The following is a 24,000-nucleotide window of genomic DNA, read 5'->3' as shown; positions in this document are numbered from 1 at the left end:
AAATTCAAATCATCTATTATTTTACCACATCCACTCCTTTCTGTCAGCTGCTATCTACTCGTATTTGTCACATCGGAAAAAGAGAGTGGGACAGAAATCGGTAATTCGTTAGAATTCGATTTCGTGGTCCCACCTCCGCACAGTTGAGTAGGGCTGTAAAAGCTGATGAAATCAGCGTAGAAGAGCCCACTCAACCACTGCGTCTTGCTCGACAATCCAAAAAAAATTGAGAGGCTAGGACTTTTGTCCTAGCCTCTTTTCTTCTATTAAAACACTTTCTTCAAGACTTCAGTTAGTGTACTCACACCGACCACTTGGATACCTGATGGTGTCGTGATCCCCGTCAGAGAATTTTTAGGTACATAAATCTTGGTAAAACCGAGCTTAGCAGCTTCATTGATCCGTTGCTCGATCCGATTGACTCGGCGGACTTCTCCGGTCAAGCCCAACTCTCCAACGAAACACTCTTGCGGGTTGGTTGGCTTGTCCTTGTAGCTGGAAGCAATTGCTACGGCTACGGCTAGGTCGATAGCTGGCTCATCCAACTTGACACCACCTGCTGATTTGAGATAGGCATCCTGATTTTGAAGGAGCAAACCCGCTCGTTTTTCTAGCACTGCCATGATAAGACTAGCTCGGTTAAAATCAAGCCCCGTTGTCGTCCGCTTGGCGTTCCCAAACATGGTCGGCGTCACCAAGGCCTGCACTTCAGCAAGAATTGGACGTGTCCCTTCCATGGTCACTACGATGGACGATCCAGTCGCACCGTCTAAACGCTCTTCTAGGAAAACTTGACTCGGATTGAGAACCTCAACCAAGCCACCTGACTGCATCTCAAAAATCCCAATCTCATTGGTCGAACCAAAGCGGTTTTTGACTGCTCTCAGAATCCGGAAGGTATGGTGACGTTCCCCCTCAAAATAGAGCACCGTATCCACCATGTGCTCTAGCATCCGAGGGCCCGCCAGGGTTCCTTCCTTGGTCACATGACCGACGATAAAGATGGCGATGTTATTGGTCTTAGCCAGCTGCATGAGTTCAGCCGTTACTTCTCGCACCTGAGAAACCGATCCTTGTACCCCCGAAATCTCAGGAGACATAATGGTCTGAATCGAGTCGATGATAAGAAAGTCAGGTTGGATCCGCTCTACCTCTGCTCGCACGCTTTGCATATTGGTCTCGGCATAGAGATAAAACTCACTGTCGATATCCCCCAAGCGCTCTGCCCGTAACTTGATCTGCTGGGCCGACTCCTCACCACTGACATAGAGAACCGTTCCCACTTGGGACAACTGGGTCGATACTTGAAGGAGCAGGGTCGATTTCCCAATCCCTGGATCCCCCCCGATGAGGACCAGACTTCCTGGGACGACACCGCCTCCAAGGACGCGGTTGAATTCCTCCATCTCCGTCTTGGTCCGATGGACATTGATAGAGGTCACATCCGCCAATTTCATGGGTTTGGTCTTTTCACCTGTCAAGGACACACGCGCATTCTTGACCTCTGCAACCTCAACTTCCTCCACAAAAGAAGACCAAGAACCACAGTTAGGACAGCGCCCTAGGTACTTGGGTGAGTTATAAGCACAATTTTGACAAATAAATGTCGTTTTTTTCTTAGCTATGATAAACCTCTTTCTAAATTTCTATCTCACATTCAATCACTTGGCAAAAATCAATCTTCTCATTTGGCACAAACTGGCGCATGAGCATTCCGTGAGTTACAATGATAATAGTTTTATAATTTTTATATTTTTCCAAAGCTCTTAAAAAACGATGACGCATCTCTAGATCAGTTTCATAGCGATAAGGAGAATCTTCAGATAAAGCTCCTTGATGTTTTAGATAATATTCATGAGCTACCAATACACTAGTTAAATCAGAGTTAGTGCCATCTAAGTCTGGACGCCACTCATGAAAAAACGGCTCCACAAATAAGTCCAATCCTGTTTCAACTGCTATATAATGTGCTGTTTCTAAAGCCCTCGTCACAGACGATGAAATAATAATCTCTGCCTTTCCAAAACATGCAGTTTTAGCAACTTCTTTTGCCAGACTGCGACCTTTTCCTGTCAATGGTGCTAAATCACGACCAAAACCACTATAGAGTTTCGGATTTTCAAGTTTATCAAGCATACGGTAATCTGGCTCTCCATGACGTACAAAGATAATCTTCATCTTAGTGGCCTGTTGACCCAAATCCACCAGTCCGTACGCCATCCGCCTCATCTCCATCTGCAATTAAGAAAGGAGCAAAGACAGCCTGAACCACACGTTCTCCAACTTCAAGAACGACTTCTTGGTCCGTAATGTTTTTCATCTGAGCAAAGATATGGCCTTCATTTCCTGGATTGCCATAGTAGTCTCCATCAATAACTCCAACTGAGTTAATCAAGATCAATCCCTTCTTGCGAGGGTTAGAGGAACGGTCGTAAAGATAGAGCACCTCACCCGCTTGCATATAAGCCTTGACCCCAGTTGGGACGAGGACGATCTCTCCTGGTGCAATGACTGTGCGCTCTGCCACCTTTAAGTCGTAGCCAGCTGCATGTGCTGTCTCTCGTTTTGGCAGCAAGTCCTGATTGGTATAGCTTGATACAAGTTCAAATCCACGAATTTTTGTCATCATGATTCCTCTTTCATTCTAAAATGTTTCTATCTCTTCTATTATACCATCACTTTGCCCTAGCGTCTCCCCTATACTACTATTCGTATTTTTTTAATAATGTCATTCATTTTTCTGCTCATTTTACGCACCTTTGGATATTTTATGACAGTTTCATGCATGTATTCTGAAAATTTTAGAAAGTCAATGAAAAAGTTTTTTAATAGAAAATTTGTGCAAAAATTCACTCTTTTTAGCTTGAAGCCACTCATTATTTTTGCTATAATTCACTTTGTAGGGAATAATTTTAAAAGTAAAATATTTTACCCTATAAAATAATTTTATGGAGGTTGTGTCTCAGCAGTCAATTCTTATTGCCAACAGATAGGATTTGAACATTCATATCTTTAAGAGTAATCAGGCATTGATAATTAGGCACTAATTTTTTTATGAAAAGGGAAGATAAGATGAAGAAGAAAAGGAATATTAAAATTTTCTCATTTGTCCTTTGTTTAGTGGCCATGCTTTTCGCTTTAGGTCTAAATCGCACTTCAGCAGAAACTCCTGAGGTTTCAGTATCAGGGAAATTTGTGGATACAATCAAAAATGTCAAAGTTAGCAATAATGAGGGCGGAAACCTCGATTGGGAATTAGGACAATGGGCAACATTCCGAATTAATGCTGATTTTGACTTAGCTGGTAAGGATGTTAAAGCAGGAGATACCACAGACATCACTGTACCAGATGCTTTAATTATTACTTCGGATAGTTTTGACATTAAAGATGTCAATACTAATGAGGTTATTGCCCATGCAACAGTGGATAAGGATAATAAAAAACTCTCCTTGACATACACCGATTATGCAGAAAAGCATTCAGATACTAAGGGATCGTTTTTCTTCTATGCCCGTATCGACTTTAAGAAACATCCACAAAAAGGTGAGGTTCCTGTTGAAATAACAGTCAATGGGAAAACAACAATTGGTGGTAAAGTTTCATTTACTGGTGTTGGTGATGGTAACCCTAATGAATTAAAGAAAACAAGTTGGGTTCATAAAGATAATCCTAGAATAATTACCTATGGAATCTCAATTAATCAAAAGAAACAAAGTTTCAAAGAAGTGACTATTGAGGACAAGTTACAATTCACGAATGCGTCCTATGTAAAAGATAGCTTTCGTGTGACAAAAGGAGAAATGTCTTTTGTCGATGGCGAATGGCAATTTAATAACACTTCTGATGTAACCAATGAACATCCGGTTACTGTTAGCGCTGATGGACAATCATTCTCTGTTAGTCTTGGAGATGTTGCTGAAACGGATCAGTACCGTATTACTTATGATGTTCAGTTAAATTATTCACCTGTCGATGGAGAAGTTTTAAAAAATGAAGCTACATTAAAAGGTAAAGGAATTGTTATCAAAGAAGCTTTGAATAAAGCTGCAGTTCAAATTGCAGGTGGTGCTGGTGTTGGTTATGTCTTTACCATTCATATCCATAAGGTGGGCGACGAAAATCAACCACTTGCTGGAGCTAAATTCAAAGTGGTACGTCAAGCCAACAACCAACTAATCGGTGAATATGTGACCGATAAAGATGGGAATATCACAGTCAATGGTCTTTTAAAAGATAAATACATTTTAACTGAGTTACAAGCACCTGAAGGTTATACCATTACTACTGCTGATACCCCAGTTAATGCTGAAGACTTTAGCGGAACGGATCATGCGGTAACGAAGACAATCGTCAATCCAAAAGAACAGACAACTACAACCACTACGACAACTACGTCTACAACGACTCAAGAGCCAACAACCACTACGACGACAACTCAAGAGCCGACGACGACTACGACAACAACTGAGGAACCTACACCTACTACCACTACAACAACTCCAGAGTCAACAACAACTTCAACGACAACTCAAGAGCCAACAACTACAACAACGACGACTCAAGAGCCAACAACTACAACAACGACAACTCAAGAGCCAACAACTACAACAACGACAACTCAAGAGCCAACAACTACAACAACGACAACTCAAGAGCCAACAACTACAACAACGACAACTCAAGAGCCAACAACTACAACAACGACGACGGAAGGTCCAAAACCTACGCCGACTACGACAACCACTCCAGAGGGGCCAACAACGACTACGACAACCACTCCAGAGGGGCCAACAACGACTACGACCAAACCTGGCAACCCAGGTGATTCTGGCACGACAACTTCAAACGGAGGTCGCAAGACATTCCTTCCAAAAACAGGTGAAGCAGTCGCTACTGGTGTCATCTTGATCGGTGTTGCTATCCTATCAGGAGCCGTCATCTTGAAACGCAAGATTTCTAATAACTAATCGTTCGCATGTGCGGATCATATAAAAAAGAGGCTGGGACAAAAGTCCTAGCCTCTTAATTGTTTTTCGATTGTCGAGCAAGACGCAGTAGTTGAGTGGGCTCTACTACGCTGATTTCATCAGCTTTACAGCCCTACTCAACTGTGCGGAGGTGGGACGACGAAATCGAATTCTAACGAATTACCGATTTCTGTCCCACTCTCTTTTTGTGTTGATAACTATTTTTGATTCTCTTAAATCCTATTGTTCTTCATCACTTCTACTTCTTCTCATTTGAATAACGAGGTAAGCAACGGAAACAATAGATAGCAAGGCACCCAGGATCACTCCTTTTTGTCTAAAGACGAATTCAACCTTATGATTTCCCTTTGAGATTGGGAACGATAAGAATGCATTCCATGCTTTTTCAGTTTTGACAAACTTCCCATCCACCTTCACTTTCCAGCCATCGCTGTATGGAATGGAAGTCATCATATAGTTACTATCATCTGTGATAGACACATCACCAACAATATGGGTATTTGAAAACTTGGTTACATGTAAACCTTGTTTCTTCCTGTTTTCTAATACCTGTTGAATTTGATCAACGTCAGCGCGATAAACACCTGCATTGCTCATATCGATGTGATCTGTTCTAAATCTAAATTCAATAACAGTTTCTTGGTTTTCAGTTTGATCTGTCAACTGCCAAATTTGTCTTTGCGTGAAAATTTTAGCATTGAGCAACCATTTATTATTGAGTAAGACCGAGTAATCTTGGTTTTGGATCAAAGATACAGGAGTAAAGAAATAATAAGTGTAATTGGTACGTGGAGTGACCTTATAACGAATAATGGCATCTTTTGACGAATCCGCTCTCTTATAGATGGCTTCTCCCGTTTCCTTATTGACCTTTTCTTCAATCACATTTTCGGTCTCGATCGAGCTGAACGCCAAGGGTTTAAAGTACTCAACGGTATCATTATTGGCCTTTTGATGCCCCTCCATGGAGTTCAAAATGATATTCTGGTTAGCAAAGGCATTATTGGCACCAAATTGAATATTCCTTACCAGACTGTTAGTCCCGTATGCAAGTGGGAAGGAATTTGGATTCTTATAGACGACATAACGCTTGTCCTCATAGACCTTGTCTGTGAAATAGCGATGCAGATCAAAGCGGTCTGTAAATCGATAAAAGTACATCTTATCCGGATTGGCTTCAATCTCTTTGGGATCAAAATCCTTGGCACTCATAAAGTAACGAACACCATATAAAGCATCTGTCAAAGGTGTCCCATTTGAATATTGGGTCGCCGCGTTGACTCCAAGATCTCCCATGAAAGCAAAGTGATCCATGGTGCTACGTTCCAAACTTGAACTAAAGGTACTTAGACCCGGATAGGACACCAAGGAAGGAACTGTTCTGGAATAGGCAAAATCCGTGGCAATCCGATAGAATTTTTGATCTGCATTTTCTTGGATATTGTCTGTCACGCGCTTGACCGAAACGGTCGCATCTGCAAACTTGTGCACATCATCATACCCAAATGTTACTTGGGACAAATAGGCATTATAGCCAAACTCAAAGATTGTCAGTACTGATACGACAATCATGGATAAACGTGAGATCTTAAAGTTTAGGATAAAGAGAATGCTCAAGTAGAGCATCGCTGTAATCCCCACTTGCGACAAGAGATAGCCTGTCTTTAACAAGACTGCAGCCAACACTAAGATGACCGCCGCTAGAGCCATTCGGATCATTTTTTCCAATTGACTCTTCTGAGATTTTTCCCAATACGCATAGAAGATGAAGCAGGTCACCGCCGCTATTCCCAGAACGCTTAGAATAGAGAACTTGGAGAGGAAACGGCTGATCGCTTGCGGTTGAGTCTTTGAGATAAAACTATACTGATGGAAATAGAGATAAACTACCGACAAGAGCAAGCCCAAGCCGATGATGCAGTTGGTTCGTTTGGAAATAACGATCTTCTGCTTCATCGCTTGATAAGCAAGGACAAGCATAAAGAATGAAAACAGCCAAGAAAAACGGAAGAAGAAACCGGCTGGGTTTTGTCCCATATGCCATATCTTACTGACAAATTCATTGACAAAGGAAATCAGGAAAATAAGGGTAACAATCCCTGCAGCCCATTTTTTGGCTTTTCCAACTTTTTGCGATAGGAAATAAAAGATAAAGCCAAGAAAACCGAGCGCTCCAATATAAATATTTGGAAGGTTGGGACCCGCTGACCAGCCTGATGTCGTATCAAAGCCACCAACAACCAACTTAGAAAGAATATCTAAGGGGTTAATTTGGAAGGCAAATGAGAAGGTCATGCCTCCGCCAACTTGCCCCTTACTTTCAATCAGGTTGAAAAATACAGGCAAGAGCAAGACTGAAGCTGTCGCAATCCCAATAATCGAATAGATCACTGCTTGCAACAAAGGGATACTAAAGTTTTTAATCTTTGTCTTCAGATCCCCCTCAATCAGCAATCTTGGCGATACATAGTAGCAGGCATACAGAGCGATGAAAATGGAGATCATATAGCCCATGTAAAACTGAAGCAAGACCGTCAATCCCAGAGCAAAAGCATAGCGATAAGGAGATTTCCCATCTAATAATTCTTCCAAATACACAATCACAATTGGTAGCATGATCATGGCATCATAGAAGATGACGTTCATCTGATAAGAAACCAACATCCCTGACAAGGCATAGGCCGTCGAGAATAATGGAACCAACCATTTTCTAGATTCTAACCCTTTGTAGCGCTTGATTAAAAGGAAAGCAAAGGATAGACCGATTGCCCCGTAGCGGAGCCAAATGGTTAAAAATACTGCTGCCCCAAAATATTTGAGGGGAGCTAGAATGTAGATGATGTTGAAGGGACTCATTAAATAGTAGCCGAGCACACCGATCATATCTCCACCAAGAGACTTGGTGAAAGAATAACTCAAACTAGATAGATCCCCCGTCAAGATGGCATTTTTTAGCAAGCCAAAGAAACTGATATATTGCTGTCCAAAGTCAACAGCCATCAGACTCTTGCTTCCAAAAGGATACATCCCTATAAAAGCCCACACAATGAGCATGATGGTCATTGGGAGCAGGGCACTTGCAGCATAGAGAATTTTCTTTGGATGTTTTTTCCAAAACTCTTGCCAACGCATGAACCAGATTAACATGTTTTCTCCTATCTTCTTTAGCCGATATGATTTTTCTTCGCTTGTTCGATATTGGTCTCTTCAATGATGAAATGAGGACGACGCTTCACTTCGTAATAGATCTTGCCAATATACTCTCCAAGAATTCCGATGAAGATGAGTTGAACTCCACTAAATAATATAATAGCCGCAATCGTTGTGAAATAACCACTCACATAATTCCCAGCAGCGAAGATATATTTCATCAACTCAAACACTAGATATAAAAGAGCCAGCCCTAAACAGATGAAACCGAATTGAATACAAACACGGAGAGGACGATCATTAAAAGAAATAATTCCTTGAATTGCATAATTCAAAGATTTCTTAAAACCAAACTTGCTCTTTCCAGCCTTACGGGTTTCATTCTTATAAGGAATTACTTTCTCTTTAAAACCAATCCATTCATACAAACCTTTATTAAAGCGATTGTACTCTGGCATTGACACAAAGGCTTCCATCGCTTTTCGGCTAAGCAGTCTTAATTCAGATTTCCCGTCTGTTAGGTGCACATCCATAGAGCGATTTGACAAGAAGTAAAACAAACGTGCAAAGGAACTTCCTACAAAAGATTCTCCTTCACGAGTTCGTTGGCCACTAACAATATCATAGCCCTCATTATAAGCTTCTAAGAATAAGGGAATCAAGTATGGTGGATGCTGGAGATCCCCGTCCATGACCATCACCGCATCCCCACTGGCATATTTAAAACCAGCCAAGATACCACTCTCTCGTCCAAAATTTCGACTGAAACGGATATATTTGATGCGGTCGTTTTCTCTTGCAAATTCTTCAATTAACTCAAAGGTCTTGTCACTACTTCCATCATCGATGTAGAGAATTTCATAATCAGAGAGCTCTTTCCCTAGCATTTTCTCAAGCTGATTAGAAATTTCACGATGGGTTTGAGGAAGTACCAGCTCCTCATTCAAGAGGGTTATTAAGATTGATAATTTCATCCCTTTTCTCCATAATACATTCCCAAAAAAGAGAGAGCTCATGCTCTCCCCTTATATAGAAACTCATTGTTTATTTAATAGACAATTTTCGTTTCAATACGACTGCACCTGCTAACACAAAGGCTCCTGAGAATACAAATCCAGTTGCTGCAACTTCACCTGTATTAGGAAGAAGCGCTTTACGCCCTCCTCCATTGTTTCCACCTTTTGGTCCTGGTTTTCCAGTTGTGGTCGTCGTGGTTGATTCTTCACTTCCTGGAGTCACCGGTTTCTCTGGTGTTGTCGTGGTGGTTGTTGTCGGCTCTTCTGTTGTTGTGGTTGTAGTTGTTGTTGGCTCTACAGTAGTCGTCGTTGTCGTTGACTCTCCTGTTGTTGTGGTTGTAGTAGTCGCCGGCTCTTCTGTTGTTGTAGTTGAAGTAGTCGTCGGCTCTTCTGTTGTCGTGGTTGTAGTAGTCGTCGGCTCTTCTGTTGTCGTAGTTGTAGTAGTCGTCGGCTCTTCTGTTGTCGTGGTTGTAGTAGTCGTCGGCTCTGCAGTAGTCGTTGTGGTTGTCGTTGGCTCTGCAGTAGTCGTTGTAGTGGTTGTTGGCTCTGCAGTTGTTGTTGTAGTTGTCGTTGGCTCTGCAGTTGTCGTTGTAGTTGTCGTTGGCTCTGCAGTTGTCGTCGTTGTCGTTGTTGGCTCTGCAGTAGTCGTCGTTGTCGTTGTTGGCTCTGCAGTAGTCGTCGTTGTCGTTGTTGTTGACTCTGCAGTAGTCGTTGTTGTGGTCGTTGGCTCTGCAGTAGTCGTTGTTGTGGTGGTTGGCTCTGCAGTAGTCGTTGTTGTGGTGGTTGGTTCTGCAGTAGTTGTTGTAGTGGTCGTTGGTTCTGCAGTAGTCGTTGTAGTTGTAGTGGTTGTAGTGGTCGTTGTTGTAGTGGTTGTCTTTTGGTCTACAATGGTTTTGTCGACTGGTTTATCTTTTGACTGAAATTCACTAGCTTCAACAACAGTATCCGCTGCCAAGTCATAACCTTCCGGAGCTGAAATTTCTTTGATGATATATTGGTCTCTCAAAAGGTTTTTGACAACAATCTCACCATCTTTATTTGTTTCAAACTCTCCAATCAGTTGATTGTTGGCTACACGAATGACTTGGAACTTAGCTCCTTTAAGAGACTTATTATTTTCGTCTACTTTATGGATCTTGATTCCAAAGTCGTAAGCTACTCCGGTTCCACCTGCAATTTGGATTTTGACAGCACTAGATGCATGGTTAATTTCAGAACCATTTCCAGAAATAGTCACATTATTTTCGATTTTTTCACCATCTACAGGCATGTAGCTCAAGTCTGCTGTATATTCAATCACAAAGTGATCATCTTTTGACAAGCTACCAAGGTTGACAGAAAACGAATTTCCTGAAACGTTAATGGCGTAATCATTGGTGACATCCGTTTTGTTCTCGAGCTTCCAGCCGTTGTCGTATTTAAAGGTCCCTTTATAAATTTTAAAGCTACCTTCTGTATAAGAGACTCCTGTAGATTTCAAGGTATCGGTAATCACTGCATTCGGAATAGCTTCCCCTGTTCGGTTAACAGAGATTCTAAAACCAATTTGCTTGTGTTCCTTGTTGACATCCCATCCTGATTTTGCGACGATATATTTTCCGCCTTGGCCCACTTCGCCGGCTTTTACCTTACCGGTGAATTTGGTTTTATTATTCACCTTCACAGTAGCCGGAACATCGCCACCCTGTGGATGTTTTTGTCGGTCTATCATTGAGTAGAAGAAGAAAGAACCTGACACATCATTTTTTGTTTCCACAAATTTTGTAAATGTCAGAACAATCTTACCGGTATCCTTATCCACTACTGCGTTAGCGATAACTTTTCCAGTTTTCTTATCCTTAATTTCAAAATTAGTAGAATCAATGATCAAGGGATTTTCTAATACTAATTCAGAAGTGTCTCCCTCTTTGACATTTTTTCCTTCCAATGCGAATGTTGCATTCACACGAAACCGATCATACAATCCAAGCGACCCTGTCAATTCTCCCCCAGAGTCATTGCTCAAATTGATAGAATTAATCACGTCTACTTTTTTAGACGTTTCTGCACTGACACTTTTCGTTAAAAGCGTAAAAGATACAAATAATAACGAAAACACTATTGATAGATAAATCGCTACCTTTTTCATTTTTTCTCCCTTTTCAGCCTGATTTTTTATAAATCAACGCATATAATATAGCAAAACATAGTGAAGAAGTCAAGGTTATTGAACAAAAAATCCATCTTTTGTAGATTTAAGGGCTATTTGGCTTGTGAATTTATTCTAAATAACCCTCCCTCTTTCAAACAGTTATTTTTCCAGAATCAGCACATCTTTAGTAGATAAGTTACTTTCTTTATACCCTGATTCCTTATAGAGGTTTAGAGTGGCTGTTTCAGAATAGCCATTTTTTTCCTCTTGCATTTCCCTTGGAACTACCACTATGTCAATCTTAGAATCAAGCTTTTTGTCATTATGGTAGAAAATATCATACAATTTTTCATGGCTTCGAAGACTCGGCGTATAGCCACCTGCTGCTAAGACCGCTTTATCTTTAGGGATAGCCTGCAAGGTCTTTTCGAGCCCATCAAAATAGTCTTTGCGTGTTTGATAGTATTGGATTTCAAAATTCCAATTATGCGTGAAACTATATAGAATGGCGCTTGAAAAAATGATGGAAGAAGCTAGTAGAGCCACCAATACATTATCTGATGCCAACTGATTCTTGCTTAATTGATCGATAGACAATAAAGCCATCAAAAACAGAAGCGTGACCGAACCATAGCTATACTGAAAACCAATATCATATTGGTAAGGCCAATCCATCAATAAATTAATGAGAAAAAGGGGCAACATCAGAAAATAGGTAGACCAACGTCGCTGAATCAGTGGTAAAAAGCTAAAAGGAAATAGGACCAAAAAGAGGTAACCAAGTCGTTTCGCTGTAAATAGACTTCCCAAAACATAAAGCGGATTTAGGACTACATTTTTCACAACCATCAGGAGGCCGTTTTCGCCACTTAATAATAGATTATTGTATCGAGAAACCATAGCTCCCTCGCCATATCTTGCTAAGAGGAACATGGCAAGTGCAAAATAAAGTATTGGCAAGGCAAACAAGCTGAGATACAACCACTTTTTAAACTTGGCCTCGAATGTAAAACGACGTTGAAACGCAAAATAAAGTCCTAAGGACAGCACGTAGACAAAGGCATCCTCTTTCACAAAAAGGAGCAACAAGGTGAACAAGATAGTTCTTCCACGCCACTGAGAAATCAGGCTGTAGAACAACCAAAGTATCAATGGAGGCAAAAAACAATTTTCATGCAAATGGAATCCACCACTCGTTGTCATGACAGGAGTCACAAAAAAGAGGGCAAGCACGAGTGGCGTCATGACTTTTGGCAATTGTATTTTCTTTAGAATCAAACAAAGCGGGATAACTGCAGAAAATACAATCACTGTTTGAGCGATATCTAATGTTTCCACATAAGGAAATAGCATATAAAAGGGCAAGATCAAATAATAAATAGGAGAAATATGGACTCCAAAATGTGATAATGCCCTATCTCTTTCGAGGGTGGTAACTTGCGAAAAATCATGTCTCATTCTCTCAAACATCTGTGAAAAGATTCCAATATCAAAAGAAGAGACCGCATTGGCTTTAATCTTATAATAGGCAACAATCGATAGATAGAGCACATAGAAAATACCACCTATAATTGTCACCACTGTGAGTCTTCGAACCCAGGTTTCATTAACTTTAGCCAAAGAAATCTTGGAGAGAAGAAAACCGATCAGGACGGCAACGATAACGGCTACTAATACTGGCCAAATCAACGTAGGCAACTTCGATTCAGAAATCGTAAACGTAAAGATTCCCAGTTCCTTATCTTGAAGATTGGCACTGGTTTGTAGCAACAATTTCGGAAAAGACAAGACATCTACCGCTAAGAAGATATAAGCGATTTTTTCTTTTCCTAAATAAAAATATAGAAACAAGACCAGTGAGAGCAACACTAGGCCCAATGACATAAAGAGACTCGGACTTTTCAAAATAGAAATAAATAGGATACCTGCCGCGAACCAAAGATTCAATTTTTGTATGCAGATATACTTCTTGCTCTCCGTCAAAAACCAAAGAATAGGATAACTAATGAACAAAGCAAGGACCGTATGGGTCCATCCTACTTTACCAAGTTCTAGAAATAATTCCTTTGTTGAAAAACTCAATAGATTGACCATCATGGCCACAAAATAAGAACCTAGAAGCAACCATAAATAGTTAAGGTTCATTGTCTTAGCAAGGTTCATTGTCTTAGCAAGTTTCATTTCTATCAATACCTCCCAATTGTAGTTCCTATTCTAGCACAAAACCCTTACTATTTCTAGATAGTAATAACCATACCAAAAGAGAGGCTGATACCAATTCAACCTCTCTTTTTCTTATAATTCCTGTAATAAATAACGGAAGAGTTCTAAATTCCCTTTTTCTTCATTGACCAAATATTCTGGATGCCATTGCAAGCCCATAATCCGATGGCCGTCTACTGCTTCAATCGCTTCGATGGTGTGATCGCGCGGATCAAAGGCGGTCGCACGGAAATTTGGTGCAAGATCCTTGATACTTTGACGGTGAACGGAATTGATCCGACTGGCCTGACCAAAGAGTTGCTCCACCACACTACCTTTTTTAGTCTCGATAGAATGGGAAGTCCCAAATGGAAGACCTTGCCAATGCCCTTCAATCTCTTGATTGAGTGTTCCTCCAAAAGCTACATTGATCAACTGAACCCCGCGGCAGATTCCTAGAACCGGTTTGTTTTGGCGAACTGCTTCCTTCAGTAGGGCAAGCTCAAATTGATCGCGTTCGATATTGTAATCATCGCTTTCGATGGTTTTTTCTTCGCCATAGAGACTAGGATCGACATTTTGACCTCCACTTAGGATCAACTTGTCAATCGTTTCAACATAGTCCTTAACCAAGGAAGGGTCTCCCATCGGGATGACCATTGGAAGTCCACCTGCTTGACGGATCCCTTCCGCAAACTGACTAGACACGGAGGAATGAAGGTTTTTCCCTTCCGGGTCCACCGGACAGAGATTAGCGGATACTCCAACAATTGTTCTGCACATATTCATTCCTCCTTCATTTTAACTACTACTTATCTTACCACCCATTAGTGATAGTGTCTAATATGTATTTTTTAAAACCGTGATAGATTTTATTTATCACCCTCATCTTCCTCACAAAACAATTGATGATCATACAAGTTTTTTTACCTATATTATGTTAAAATAGAGAGGAAAATAGAATCGTCCTTCAAGGCACACATTAGGCCGTTTCGAAGGTGCAAGCGCTAGATTCCTAGCCTTGTTGAAAAATAGACATAGAAATGGAAGATACAATGGAAAAACAAACCGTTGCAGTATTGGGTCCTGGTTCATGGGGAACAGCCCTTTCACAAGTCCTCAATGATAACGGCCATGAAGTCCGTCTCTGGGGAAATATCCAAGAACAAATCGATGAAATCAATACCGCTCATACCAATCAACGCTATTTCAAAGATATCGTTATTAGCGAAGACATCACTGCTACGACTGATTTGAAAGCAGCTTTGGATGGTGTGGACGCTATCCTCTTTGTCGTTCCTACAAAGGTGACCCGTTTGGTGGCGAAACAAGTCGCTGAAACACTGGATCACCCTGTAACAGTCATGCACGCTTCCAAGGGACTAGAACCTGGTACACACGATCGAATTTCTCAAATCCTTGAAGAAGAAATTCCTGCTTCTCTTCGCAGCGAGGTGGTGGTCGTTTCTGGACCTAGTCACGCCGAAGAAACCATCGTACGGGACATCACCCTCATTACAGCTGCCTCAAAAGATTTAGAAGTTGCACGTTATGTTCAAGAACTCTTTAGCAATCACTACTTCCGCCTGTATACCAATACCGATGTTATCGGAGTGGAAACTGCTGGAGCCTTGAAGAATATCATCGCTGTCGGAGCTGGGGCCCTGCACGGTCTTGGTTATGGTGACAATGCCAAAGCAGCTATCATCACGCGCGGTCTCGCTGAAATCACGCGCCTTGGCGTTAAGCTAGGAGCTAGCCCATTGACTTATAGCGGTTTGTCTGGGGTTGGTGACTTGATCGTTACCGGTACTTCTGTTCATTCCCGCAACTGGCGAGCTGGGGATGCTCTCGGACGTGGTGAAAAATTGGAAGACATCGAAGCCAACATGGGCATGATCATTGAAGGGATCTCTACGACCAAAGTCGCCCATGAACTGGCACAAGAATTGGATGTCTACATGCCGATTACACAGGCCATTTACCAAGTCATCTACGAAGGAAAAGATATCCGCGAAGCTATCCACCACATGATGAGCAATGAATTTAAAGAAGAAAACGAGTGGAAATAAGTCAACCACCCTAACATCAATCCTACCTTTTAGAAAGGAAACTATATGACTAAAGTTAGAAAAGCAGTCATTCCTGCGGCTGGTTTGGGGACACGCTTCCTCCCAGCTACAAAAGCTTTGGCAAAGGAAATGTTGCCAATCGTTGACAAACCTACGATCCAATTCATCGTAGAAGAGGCTCTGAAATCTGGGATTGAAGAAATCCTTGTCGTAACAGGGAAGGCTAAACGTTCGATCGAAGACCATTTCGATTCTAACTTCGAATTGGAATACAATCTCGAGCAAAAAGGCAAGACTGACTTACTCAAGTTGGTCAATGATACAACAGCGATCAATCTTCATTTCATCCGCCAAAGTCACCCTCGAGGTTTAGGGGACGCTGTTCTTCAAGCCAAGGCCTTTGTTGGAAACGAGCCTTTTGTCGTTATGTTGGGAGATGACCTCATGGACATCACTAATGATGATGCCTTGCCATTGACCAAACAATTGATGAATGACTACGATGAAACCCATGCGTCAACCATCGCTGTGATGGAAGTCCCTCACGAAGAGGTTTCTTCTTACGGTGTGATCGCACCTCAAGGAGAAGGTATTAACGGTCTTTATAGCGTTGAAACGTTTGTCGAAAAACCAAACCCAGAGGAGGCACCAAGTGACCTTGCCATTATCGGGCGCTACCTCTTGACTCCTGAAATCTTTGATATTCTTGCAAATCAAGAACCAGGTGCTGGCAATGAAATTCAATTGACGGATGCGATCGACACCCTCAATAAGACCCAACGAGTCTTTGCCCGTGAATTTAAAGGCCAACGCTACGATGTAGGTGATAAATTCGGCTTCATGAAAACTTCGATCGACTATGCCTTGAAACACCCTCAAGTCAAAGATGATCTTAAACAATATATTATTGACCTTGGAAAAAAATTAGAAGCAACTGAACAAACTGCAGACTAATCATTTTCAAATCTACAGAATACAAAAGAGACTGGCATATCATGTAAGAGCTTTGCTGCCTTACAATGGTCAGTCTTTTTTTATAAAAAAGAGGCTGGATAAAAATCCGGCCTCTTTCGTTTCATTGGACTTGGTCCAATTCACTTTTTTAATTCTTATTGTTTAAGGATGAACATTGTAAGAATAATTGGTATTTGGGAAAGTTTCAACAGTTGCTTTCGCAAAAGATGAACCAAAACGATTGTTCTCATTGCCACCATTACCAGCTGAAACTGCTTCGGATGGATCTTGAGCTTTTGCTTCTGGTTTCACAAATGTTTCAACTTTAGTAGAAACATAAGATTCCTTATCTTTTGTAGCTGCATAACCGAAGCGGTTATTTGGATTGCCTTCTTCATTGACTTTGGTTTGAATTGGCTGAGTTTTTTCTGGCTGTACTGGTTTTTCAGGTTGAACTGGTTTTTCAGGTTGAACTGGTTTCTCAGGTTGAACTGGTTTTTCAGGTTCTACTGGTTTCTCAGGTTGAACTGGTTTTTCAGGTTCTACTGGTTTCTCCGGTTGAACTGGTTTTTCAGGTTCTGGATCTTTGTAATCATCCGGCTTAGAGGCACGATATGGATCATCTTTACGACCTAACTCAATCAAATGCGCATGCATATCTGCTTCATAAGATTTGAAGTGTTCAAATAGTTTTTTAGAAAGTGCAAGAGCATTTGCTGTAACTTCGTCTTCTACTGCTTTAGCAGCTTCCGGATTATCTTTCAAAGCTTTATATTTCGCATCACTAGCTTCTTGTTCAATAATCAATTGTTTTTCAAGAGCTTTCCAGTGATCTTGAACTGATTTTCCAAAGACATCTTGGTTATTGATCGCCATGTTGTCAATGTGCCATACTGTCCAATACCATGAATTTGGATCATAAGTTGCTGTTTGAGGTTTGAAGGCTTTGTAAGTATCTTTTAGATTACCATAGAATGGAACATAAGGAGTGTTCCGAGATGGTCCCATACCAAGCCATAAAGTACCACCAAATGATTTTGGAAGGTTTGGATTGATTTGGTAAACATGGGCATCGATGACGTTTTCGTTTCCTAAAGCATACTTGTATTGGTCTTTACGAACCGCATCGTTGCTACCATTATCCCCTTGTTTCTTGACACCAATTTGATCGTCTGGAACAAACCGACCATTCAAATGTTCAAAACGGTTGCGTTGGAGAGCAAAGGCATCTTCCAAAGTAAATTTCTTGTTTGGATCTGTTGGTGAGCGGAAGAGTTCGTATTCATCATCTTCATAAGTCACTTTTGATTTTGGATCCAAAAGAGTGATTCCTGCGTAAGTACGTGAACGGTCTCCTTCAGCATATTTTTCTGGTCCATAAGATTTAGCGATATGGAAATTGCCATCTTTATCAGTCTTGTAACTACCTGATTCTTTAGCTACTTTTTCAACATCTTTTGAAGCAATAACATTTTCAGTGTCATTCAAGTTTACATGGCCAAGGTAGTAGGTATTGGCAAAAACTGCATATTTATCTTCTGGAACTTTAACAGCTACATATTGGTGTCCAGAAAGAATTTCCATGTACCAAGTTTCTTTCTGGTCCGCAATAACAACTGTATTCCCCTCAGCTGAACCTTTTTCTTCAATGACTTTCGCAAGTAATTCGATTCCTTCGCGAGCAGATTTTGCACGAGGTAAAATTACATCAAGCATGGCAGCTTCTGGAATTCCCTTTTCTGTCAATGGGTCAGTCTTCAAGACTTTTTTGTTTGGAATGGCTGTAACAGTTGAGGTCATAGAAACGCCGGCTTCGTTAAATCCATGTTCACCAAAAGCACCGTTACTACCATCTCCACGAGCAGAGTCATAAGTCGCTGTGTATTTCATTTCACTGGCAGCATGTGGATAGGTAAAACCATTAGATTCGTCTTCCAGTTGATCCCCTTCCTTATAGTTCTTCGCATCAACAACTACAAAGTTTTTGTTGTGCTTTCCACCATTTGGATAGTAAGGGTAGTCTTCTGTCCGACCAAAGAGAGTGGTCCCATCCTTGGTCAATTGGCGACCAATGATAAAACCGCAACAGGCTTGAACAGCTTGAATTGGTAGGAGTAAAAGTGTCATCGCTACCAATGAGAGTTTTAACAACCATTTTTTCATGGCAAATCTCCTTTGTTTTTGCACTACTTTTGACAAAATAGCACTATTTTTGGTTTTTATATCTCCAGTTTACACCTTTCTCAACCCTTTTGCAAGCGCTTTCTATTTTGCATTTTTATACTTTTTTACCCATGATTACCTTCTCTATGGACCTAGCAATAGAAGGCTCATTTAGCCTCTACAAATATATTATAATAAATATATACAATCCTTTGCATTTCAAACAATTTTCTGTTAGTTTACGATTTTGCTACATTTTTTAGGAAAAAAAGAGAGTGGGACAGAAATCGGTAATTCGTTAGAATTCGATTTCGTCGTCCCACCTCCGCACAGTTGAGTAGGGCTGTAAAAGCTGATGAAATCAGCGTAGTAGAGCCCACTCAACCACTGCGTCTTGCTCGACAATCCAAAAATAATTGAGAGGCTAGGACTTTTGTCCCAGTCTCTTCTTAAAATAGATTCAAGATTTTACCTAAGAAATAAAGGAACAGCAGGAGATAAGATAAAGCTGCACTCATCTGATAGGTTCGGTTCATAAAGCGCGCCTCTCCTCTTACTGGAAAGACATAAGCCAACATGACTCCAGCCACTAAGCCACCGATGTGCCCCGCCATACTGATTCCTGGCATGAAGCTAAAGATCAAATTGACCACAATCAAGCTGGTATAGGACTGACTCAAGTGACGAATATAGGGGCTTTGGACAATAAAGCGCAAAGCACCAATGGTCCCAAACAGTCCAAAGAGGGCTGTAGAAGCTCCTGCTGCAATCACATCCGGCGTAAAAATAGCAACAAAGACATTGCCCATCATGCCTGATAAGAGATAAAGAGCTAAGAAAGCCTTGGAACCAAAGAGATCTTCTGCCAAACGTCCCAAGTAATAGAGGGTGATCATATTGAGCACAAAATGTTCTAGGCCGATATGAACAAAAGTAGCTGTCACTATTCGCCATAACTGGCTAGGATCGACTTTCACAACCTCTCCAATAATACCACCGCTATAGTAAATAGCAGCACCCGTTTGGTAGTCGCCTCCAAATCGGATAAACATGGAAAGAAAGACTGCCGTTGTCACGAGCAACAAGAGGCTGGTCACAGGATAACGACGATCAAAGAGTAACTTCATAGACTAACACCTCCTGAACTGCCTGATCAAAAACATCTGGTTGAAACTCCTTCTGCTGGATGGAATAAATCGTACTCACCGTTTTCCCAGTATAATCGGCTAAATAACGATCATAATAGCCACCACCATAGCCAATTCGGTAGCCTTTTGACTGGAAGACCAAGCCCGGGACATGGATTAGATCAATCTCTGACTTATCCACAACCTGCCCCCTTTCATTAGGCTCCAGCAAACCAAAGCGCGTTTTTTCCAAAATGTCAGGATCGTATTCCACAAATTCCATCCGACCTTGTGGATAGGTACGGGGAACACAGACGCGTTTTCCAAGTTGAAGAGCAGCTTGGATCAAGCTAGCTGTGGAAAATTCATGCCCCATGGACAGATAGGTGGCTAGGGTCTTGGCTTCCTGAAAGGCTGGAAGCTGGATGAAACGCTGGGTTAATTGGCTATCTGCCTCCGCTTTCACTGATTGAGGCAACTCTTTCATGGCTGCGATGGTCTTATTTCGTAGTATTTTCTTCATTCCCTACTCCTTTTGTATAGCTTTAATTGTATCATTTTTTATGAAACATCCGAACAGTTTTTATACAACAAAGAAAAAATCCAACTCCAGACGGAGTTGAATCAATCCTTTATTGGTTAGCCTTCATTTTCAAAAATTTACCAATGTTTTCCACAGCAAAGGGAAGGGCGGCCTCATTGGGGCTCATCTTTGGATGGTGCAAGGCATAAGGGGTATCAATCCCCAACCAGAACATGACACCGGGGACCTTGCTCAAGAGAAAGCCGAAGTCTTCTCCTGTCATCGCAGGCAGAATATCAATCAGGTTCACGTCTTCCTCAGCTGTGAAAAAGTCCATGAGTTCTTTGGCCAATTCTGGTTGGTTTTCCACAGGCAGGTAGCCTCCTTGCTTGAGTTCCAGGTCCAATTTCACATCAAAGGCTGCTGCAACTCCTTCTGCAATGGCTTTGACCCGTTTTTGAGTCAAAAGATTCATCTCCATGGTCAAGGTCCGAATGGTCCCATGAAGGAAGGCTGTCTCAGCGATCACATTATTGGTTGTCCCTGCATGCATGGAACCAAAGGTCACCACAGCACCTTCAATCGGATCGACATTTCGACTCACGACCGATTGGACTTGGGTAATGAAGTAAGAGGCCGCTACAAGAGCGTCATTGGCCTCATGTGGAAAGGCCGCATGCCCTCCCTTTCCTGTAAAGGTGATCTTGACTTCACAGGTCCCTGCAAAAAGGGTACCCGTATTGGTCGCAATGTCCCCCACCTTCAAATCAGGGCGCACATGCAGACCATAAAATTCATCAGGAAGCCAGTCGCCAAAAGCATTGTCCTTATACATGAGCATCCCACCAGCTTCGTTTTCTTCAGCTGGTTGGAAGAGAAAGAGCAGGTTATTTTTTGGTTGCACTTGAACCAGTTGATCCAAAAGCCCAAGAGCTGTCGTCATGTGCATATCATGACCACAAGCATGCATCCGTCCTTCGTGCTTGGAAGCAAAATCAAGGCCCGTTTGTTCCACAATCGGTAAACCATCGATATCTGTCCGCCAGCCGATAGTTTTTTCAGGTGCAGCCCCATGGAGATAAACCAGGATCCCGGTCCGCCAAGTCCGTTGCTCAACAAAGTCCTTGCCCGCTGTGATCTCTGCGATTCGCTCTAAGAGGTAGGCTTGGGTTTCAAATTCTTCCAAGCCAATTTCAGGGATTTGGTGCAAATCCCGTCTGATTTTGATTAAGTCCAATGTCATAGTTGTCTTCTTTCTATTAGAATAGAGGCCTTGCGGCCTCTACTATCAATATGTTACAAATTACGCAAAGCGTCTTCGAGTGCTGTTTTTTGTTGTGTTTTTTCATCGATTTCCTTGATGATGCGAGCTGGGACACCCGCTACGACCACATTTTCAGGAACATCTTGAGTAACGATAGCTCCAGCGGCAACGACGGATCCGTTTCCTACTTGAACCCCTTCAATCACAACTGCATTGGCACCGACCAAGACATTATCACCGATCCGAACAGGCTCAGCAGAAGCTGGCTCAATGACACCCGCAAGAACGGCACCTGCACCGATGTGGCTGTTTTTACCAACAGTAGCACGACCACCAAGGATAGCCCCCATATCAATCATGGTTCCTGCACCGATTTCAGCACCGATATTGATCACAGCCCCCATCATCACGACAGCATTGTCTTCGATGGTCACTTGGTCACGGATAATAGCACCCGGTTCGATACGCGCATTTAGATAGCGCTTATCAAGCAAGGGAACAGCTGAATTACGGCCATCTTGTTCGACCACATAATCCTTGTTCTCTGTTAAGTTGGCAAGAAGGGGCTCGATATCTTTCCAGTCACCGAACAACACATTGCCAAGCTTGGTGACAGAAGCTGGAACAGCTATTGCCAATTCCCCTTCAAAGGTTACTTTCACATTTGTTTTCTTTTCTGCATTTCCAATAAAAGCGATAATTTCTTGAGCAGACATTTTTTGTGCTGTCATGAGATTCTCCATTCATTTCAATTAAAGGTATCCATATTATACCACAATCCCAAAGAGATGAACACCTAAGGCGACGTGGAAGTTGATGTCGCTGAATCTTCTAGACCCTTGATTTCACTAATAGTCCGATTACTTCCAAAGTGAATAATGACGGAGCGCGAATCAGAAAGCTTATAGTAAAAGGTTAAGAAGGACTCTGAACCCAGCATACTCGACCAAGAAACACTGCTAGGAATTCCTACTGTATTCACAAGATCTGAATAGCTCGTTCCTATTTTCATATTGGCAAAATCTTCTCTGCTTAAGCTACCATTTTTATTGGCTAATCGCTCACTGTTTAAGTTTTTAAAATCAAGAGAAGATAAACGATCAACACCAATTTTTGAAAGTAAAACTGTTACGGAAGAAGGAGAGCCTTCAGTCTGATATTCCAATTGGGTCATAAAAGGACTGACACCACCTTCTTGGTAGGTTTCTTCTCCACTGCTAGCCTTCCCCAGTACAGCTACCACATCCTGTGGAGACAGAGAAGTTGAAGAGGTACGTCCTTGATCTCCCTCACTTAAACCAGGAATCAGGGAAATGGCCTTCTCATAGGTCACTTGAAACTGAAATTCCCTCTCCGGAGCAATCAAGCTACTCGTACCACCTCTCAAGGTTTCCTTTCTAGTTCCATAAGACAAGCTAGTGCTTCCATATTCACTAGTAGTAGAAGAACTATGAATACCTCCTGAAGCCAGATAGGCAAATAATCCCAGCATGGCCAATAATCCAAAAAAGGCTGCCAGCGAAGACCCTCCACTATTAGAGGAAGGAGAGTAGGTTTTCGCCCTATCCGATTGGGAGTCTAGTACAGGTTGTCTTGGTTCTGAATGCCTGCTTCCGCCTATTGAAGCCAGATCGGCTTCTGAAATCAAGCGACTCCCACCCTGGTGAGAGGAAGCTGCCTTGATGTCTGTCCGTTGATCGTCCAATGATGTCTCCCTTCTTATACCAACACCAATTTCTTGGCTTTTTTCTTGAATTCCATCACCACTTCTGGCCTTCCTGGTACCTGGTAAGTCGCGCGATAGCCCATTCCGCCATCTGGCATTTCCCCCCAGACCAAGCGTTGAGGATTTCCTAGTTGTTTAATGAGCTGGGCGAATTCTGTCCCTTTTTTCTCTTTTTCAGTAGTGATTTCTTTCTCACTGCTTGTCTTCTCTTTTGCGTCCAACAAATTCGTCGCATCCACCATCGTCAAGCGATACCCCTGGTCTTTTTCCTGTTCAAACCACAAGGTTACACTTTTCTTGCCCTGATCGGTTTGCTTAGCCGCATAAGTCAAGACAAGAACGGTTTTATCCCCTTGAGCTGTCTTAGTGTAGCGAACTTTTTGAGCTTTTCCCCATTTAGCCACAACTGTCTCCAAGCGGGTTCCTGGTTGCTGACTCTGCTTGAGACGAACTTTTAAATTCGCCACAGCTTCGATGGTCCATTTAAACTGTTTGATTTCTTGTTCCTTGCTGACCAAATTCTTGTAATCCTTTGGCTGGAAATGAGTCAGTGTTTGGTCCTCCTTGGTATCGGTTCCCTGCTCCTGCACCTGGATGCTTGCAATCGCAAGTAACAATCCTAAAACAAAACACAAAAACGGCAGCAAGAGCTCTTTTCGATTCTTTTTCATCCACTCGATCAT

At 41.9% G+C, this 24,000-nt stretch carries 18 protein-coding genes; 3 read left to right on the top strand and 15 right to left on the bottom strand.

The genetic code is table 11. From position 1 onward, the window contains the following. Positions 1-266: 266 nt before the first annotated feature. Genes radA through ABVF55_RS02150 form a run of 3 tightly spaced genes read right to left on the bottom strand, consistent with a single transcriptional unit; the run spans position 267 to position 2,626 of the window. The gene (radA, locus tag ABVF55_RS02160) at positions 267-1,601 is read right to left on the bottom strand and encodes a DNA repair protein RadA (RefSeq protein ID WP_445285643.1); all 1,335 of its coding nucleotides are present in this window, start codon (positions 1,599-1,601) and stop codon (positions 267-269) included. Positions 1,602-1,638: 37 nt separating this feature from the next. Next, on the bottom strand, positions 1,639-2,178 hold the full coding sequence (locus tag ABVF55_RS02155; RefSeq protein WP_445285642.1) for a histidine phosphatase family protein: 540 nt from the start codon (positions 2,176-2,178) through the stop codon (positions 1,639-1,641). A gap of 1 nt (position 2,179) precedes the next feature. Continuing rightward, entirely contained in the window at positions 2,180-2,626 is a 447-nt protein-coding gene (locus tag ABVF55_RS02150; RefSeq protein WP_445285641.1) for a dUTP diphosphatase, read from the bottom strand. Between the two features lie 446 nt (positions 2,627-3,072). Between ABVF55_RS02150 and ABVF55_RS02145 the strand changes: the two genes are divergently transcribed. Then, the gene (locus tag ABVF55_RS02145) at positions 3,073-4,968 is read left to right on the top strand and encodes an Ig-like domain-containing protein (protein WP_445285443.1); all 1,896 of its coding nucleotides are present in this window, start codon (positions 3,073-3,075) and stop codon (positions 4,966-4,968) included. A 240-nt stretch (positions 4,969-5,208) separates the two neighbouring features. Here ABVF55_RS02145 and pgfM1 read toward each other — a convergent pair whose 3' ends face one another. The 5 genes from pgfM1 to ABVF55_RS02120 all read right to left on the bottom strand — a co-directional run bounded on the left by pgfM1 (position 5,209) and on the right by ABVF55_RS02120 (position 14,271). Continuing rightward, a complete protein-coding gene (gene pgfM1, locus ABVF55_RS02140) occupies positions 5,209-8,136 on the bottom strand; it encodes a glycosyltransferase PgfM1 (protein ID WP_445285442.1) in 2,928 nt (975 codons plus the stop codon). A gap of 17 nt (positions 8,137-8,153) precedes the next feature. Further along, on the bottom strand, positions 8,154-9,113 hold the full coding sequence (gene pgfS, locus ABVF55_RS02135; protein WP_155200159.1) for a glycosyltransferase PgfS: 960 nt from the start codon (positions 9,111-9,113) through the stop codon (positions 8,154-8,156). Between the two features lie 70 nt (positions 9,114-9,183). Beyond that, a complete protein-coding gene (locus tag ABVF55_RS02130) occupies positions 9,184-11,283 on the bottom strand; it encodes an Ig-like domain-containing protein (protein ID WP_445285441.1) in 2,100 nt (699 codons plus the stop codon). Positions 11,284-11,445: 162 nt separating this feature from the next. Then, positions 11,446-13,467, bottom strand: a complete 2,022-nt coding sequence (locus ABVF55_RS02125) for a DUF2079 domain-containing protein (protein ID WP_259325286.1) — start codon at positions 13,465-13,467, stop codon at positions 11,446-11,448. A 114-nt stretch (positions 13,468-13,581) separates the two neighbouring features. Beyond that, positions 13,582-14,271: a gamma-glutamyl-gamma-aminobutyrate hydrolase family protein gene (locus tag ABVF55_RS02120; RefSeq protein ID WP_003002057.1), complete on the bottom strand. Its 690-nt coding sequence runs from the start codon at positions 14,269-14,271 to the stop codon at positions 13,582-13,584. A gap of 272 nt (positions 14,272-14,543) precedes the next feature. Between ABVF55_RS02120 and ABVF55_RS02115 the strand changes: the two genes are divergently transcribed. Together ABVF55_RS02115 and galU are read left to right on the top strand one after the other, a co-directional pair. Beyond that, on the top strand, positions 14,544-15,560 hold the full coding sequence (locus tag ABVF55_RS02115; RefSeq protein ID WP_201037625.1) for an NAD(P)H-dependent glycerol-3-phosphate dehydrogenase: 1,017 nt from the start codon (positions 14,544-14,546) through the stop codon (positions 15,558-15,560). Positions 15,561-15,605: 45 nt separating this feature from the next. Beyond that, positions 15,606-16,514: a UTP--glucose-1-phosphate uridylyltransferase GalU gene (gene galU, locus ABVF55_RS02110; protein ID WP_445285440.1), complete on the top strand. Its 909-nt coding sequence runs from the start codon at positions 15,606-15,608 to the stop codon at positions 16,512-16,514. Between the two features lie 162 nt (positions 16,515-16,676). Here the strand turns inward: galU and ABVF55_RS02105 are convergent, their stop codons facing one another. From ABVF55_RS02105 to ABVF55_RS02075, 7 genes are all read right to left on the bottom strand, one after another. Further along, the gene (locus tag ABVF55_RS02105) at positions 16,677-18,677 is read right to left on the bottom strand and encodes a C69 family dipeptidase (protein ID WP_118227776.1); all 2,001 of its coding nucleotides are present in this window, start codon (positions 18,675-18,677) and stop codon (positions 16,677-16,679) included. Between the two features lie 449 nt (positions 18,678-19,126). Next, entirely contained in the window at positions 19,127-19,804 is a 678-nt protein-coding gene (locus ABVF55_RS02100; protein ID WP_049523275.1) for a rhomboid family intramembrane serine protease, read from the bottom strand. After that, positions 19,788-20,327: a 5-formyltetrahydrofolate cyclo-ligase gene (locus ABVF55_RS02095; protein WP_049523273.1), complete on the bottom strand. Its 540-nt coding sequence runs from the start codon at positions 20,325-20,327 to the stop codon at positions 19,788-19,790. The genes ABVF55_RS02100 and ABVF55_RS02095 overlap by 17 nt, the downstream gene beginning before the upstream one ends. Positions 20,328-20,436: 109 nt before the next feature. Beyond that, complete coding sequence (locus ABVF55_RS02090) at positions 20,437-21,570, bottom strand: N-acetyldiaminopimelate deacetylase (RefSeq protein ID WP_049523271.1); 1,134 nt, start codon at positions 21,568-21,570, stop codon at positions 20,437-20,439. 53 nt (positions 21,571-21,623) lie between these two features. Then, positions 21,624-22,322 (bottom strand): 2,3,4,5-tetrahydropyridine-2,6-dicarboxylate N-acetyltransferase, encoded by a 699-nt coding sequence (gene dapD, locus ABVF55_RS02085; RefSeq protein ID WP_049483070.1) that lies wholly within the window; start codon positions 22,320-22,322, stop codon positions 21,624-21,626. A gap of 65 nt (positions 22,323-22,387) precedes the next feature. Next, on the bottom strand, positions 22,388-23,296 hold the full coding sequence (locus ABVF55_RS02080) for a hypothetical protein (RefSeq protein ID WP_445285439.1): 909 nt from the start codon (positions 23,294-23,296) through the stop codon (positions 22,388-22,390). 14 nt (positions 23,297-23,310) lie between these two features. Continuing rightward, positions 23,311-24,000 (bottom strand): hypothetical protein, encoded by a 690-nt coding sequence (locus ABVF55_RS02075; RefSeq protein WP_049523269.1) that lies wholly within the window; start codon positions 23,998-24,000, stop codon positions 23,311-23,313.

It is taken from the genome of Streptococcus sp. KHUD_012 (assembly GCF_052588255.1).
The sequence above is the reverse complement of the archived record's forward strand: the minus strand, read 5'-3'. Positions and strand labels throughout refer to the sequence as shown.

Bases quoted from the DNA above. Each gene is read 5' to 3' on its own strand.
- ABVF55_RS02100 (WP_049523275.1), bottom strand. From the start codon at position 19,804: ATGAAGTTACTCTTTGATCGTCGTTATCCTGTGACCAGCCTCTTGTTG.
- galU (WP_445285440.1), top strand. From the start codon at position 15,606: ATGACTAAAGTTAGAAAAGCAGTCATTCCTGCGGCTGGTTTGGGGACA.
- ABVF55_RS02150 (WP_445285641.1), bottom strand. From the start codon at position 2,626: ATGACAAAAATTCGTGGATTTGAACTTGTATCAAGCTATACCAATCAG.
- ABVF55_RS02120 (WP_003002057.1), bottom strand. From the start codon at position 14,271: ATGTGCAGAACAATTGTTGGAGTATCCGCTAATCTCTGTCCGGTGGAC.
- ABVF55_RS02145 (WP_445285443.1), top strand. From the start codon at position 3,073: ATGAAGAAGAAAAGGAATATTAAAATTTTCTCATTTGTCCTTTGTTTA.
- ABVF55_RS02105 (WP_118227776.1), bottom strand. From the start codon at position 18,677: ATGAAAAAATGGTTGTTAAAACTCTCATTGGTAGCGATGACACTTTTA.
- pgfM1 (WP_445285442.1), bottom strand. From the start codon at position 8,136: ATGTTAATCTGGTTCATGCGTTGGCAAGAGTTTTGGAAAAAACATCCA.
- ABVF55_RS02075 (WP_049523269.1), bottom strand. From the start codon at position 24,000: ATGATCGAGTGGATGAAAAAGAATCGAAAAGAGCTCTTGCTGCCGTTT.
- ABVF55_RS02095 (WP_049523273.1), bottom strand. From the start codon at position 20,327: ATGAAGAAAATACTACGAAATAAGACCATCGCAGCCATGAAAGAGTTG.
- ABVF55_RS02090 (WP_049523271.1), bottom strand. From the start codon at position 21,570: ATGACATTGGACTTAATCAAAATCAGACGGGATTTGCACCAAATCCCT.
- dapD (WP_049483070.1), bottom strand. From the start codon at position 22,322: ATGACAGCACAAAAAATGTCTGCTCAAGAAATTATCGCTTTTATTGGA.
- ABVF55_RS02155 (WP_445285642.1), bottom strand. From the start codon at position 2,178: ATGAAGATTATCTTTGTACGTCATGGAGAGCCAGATTACCGTATGCTT.
- ABVF55_RS02125 (WP_259325286.1), bottom strand. From the start codon at position 13,467: ATGAAACTTGCTAAGACAATGAACCTTGCTAAGACAATGAACCTTAAC.
- ABVF55_RS02115 (WP_201037625.1), top strand. From the start codon at position 14,544: ATGGAAAAACAAACCGTTGCAGTATTGGGTCCTGGTTCATGGGGAACA.
- ABVF55_RS02130 (WP_445285441.1), bottom strand. From the start codon at position 11,283: ATGAAAAAGGTAGCGATTTATCTATCAATAGTGTTTTCGTTATTATTT.
- pgfS (WP_155200159.1), bottom strand. From the start codon at position 9,113: ATGAAATTATCAATCTTAATAACCCTCTTGAATGAGGAGCTGGTACTT.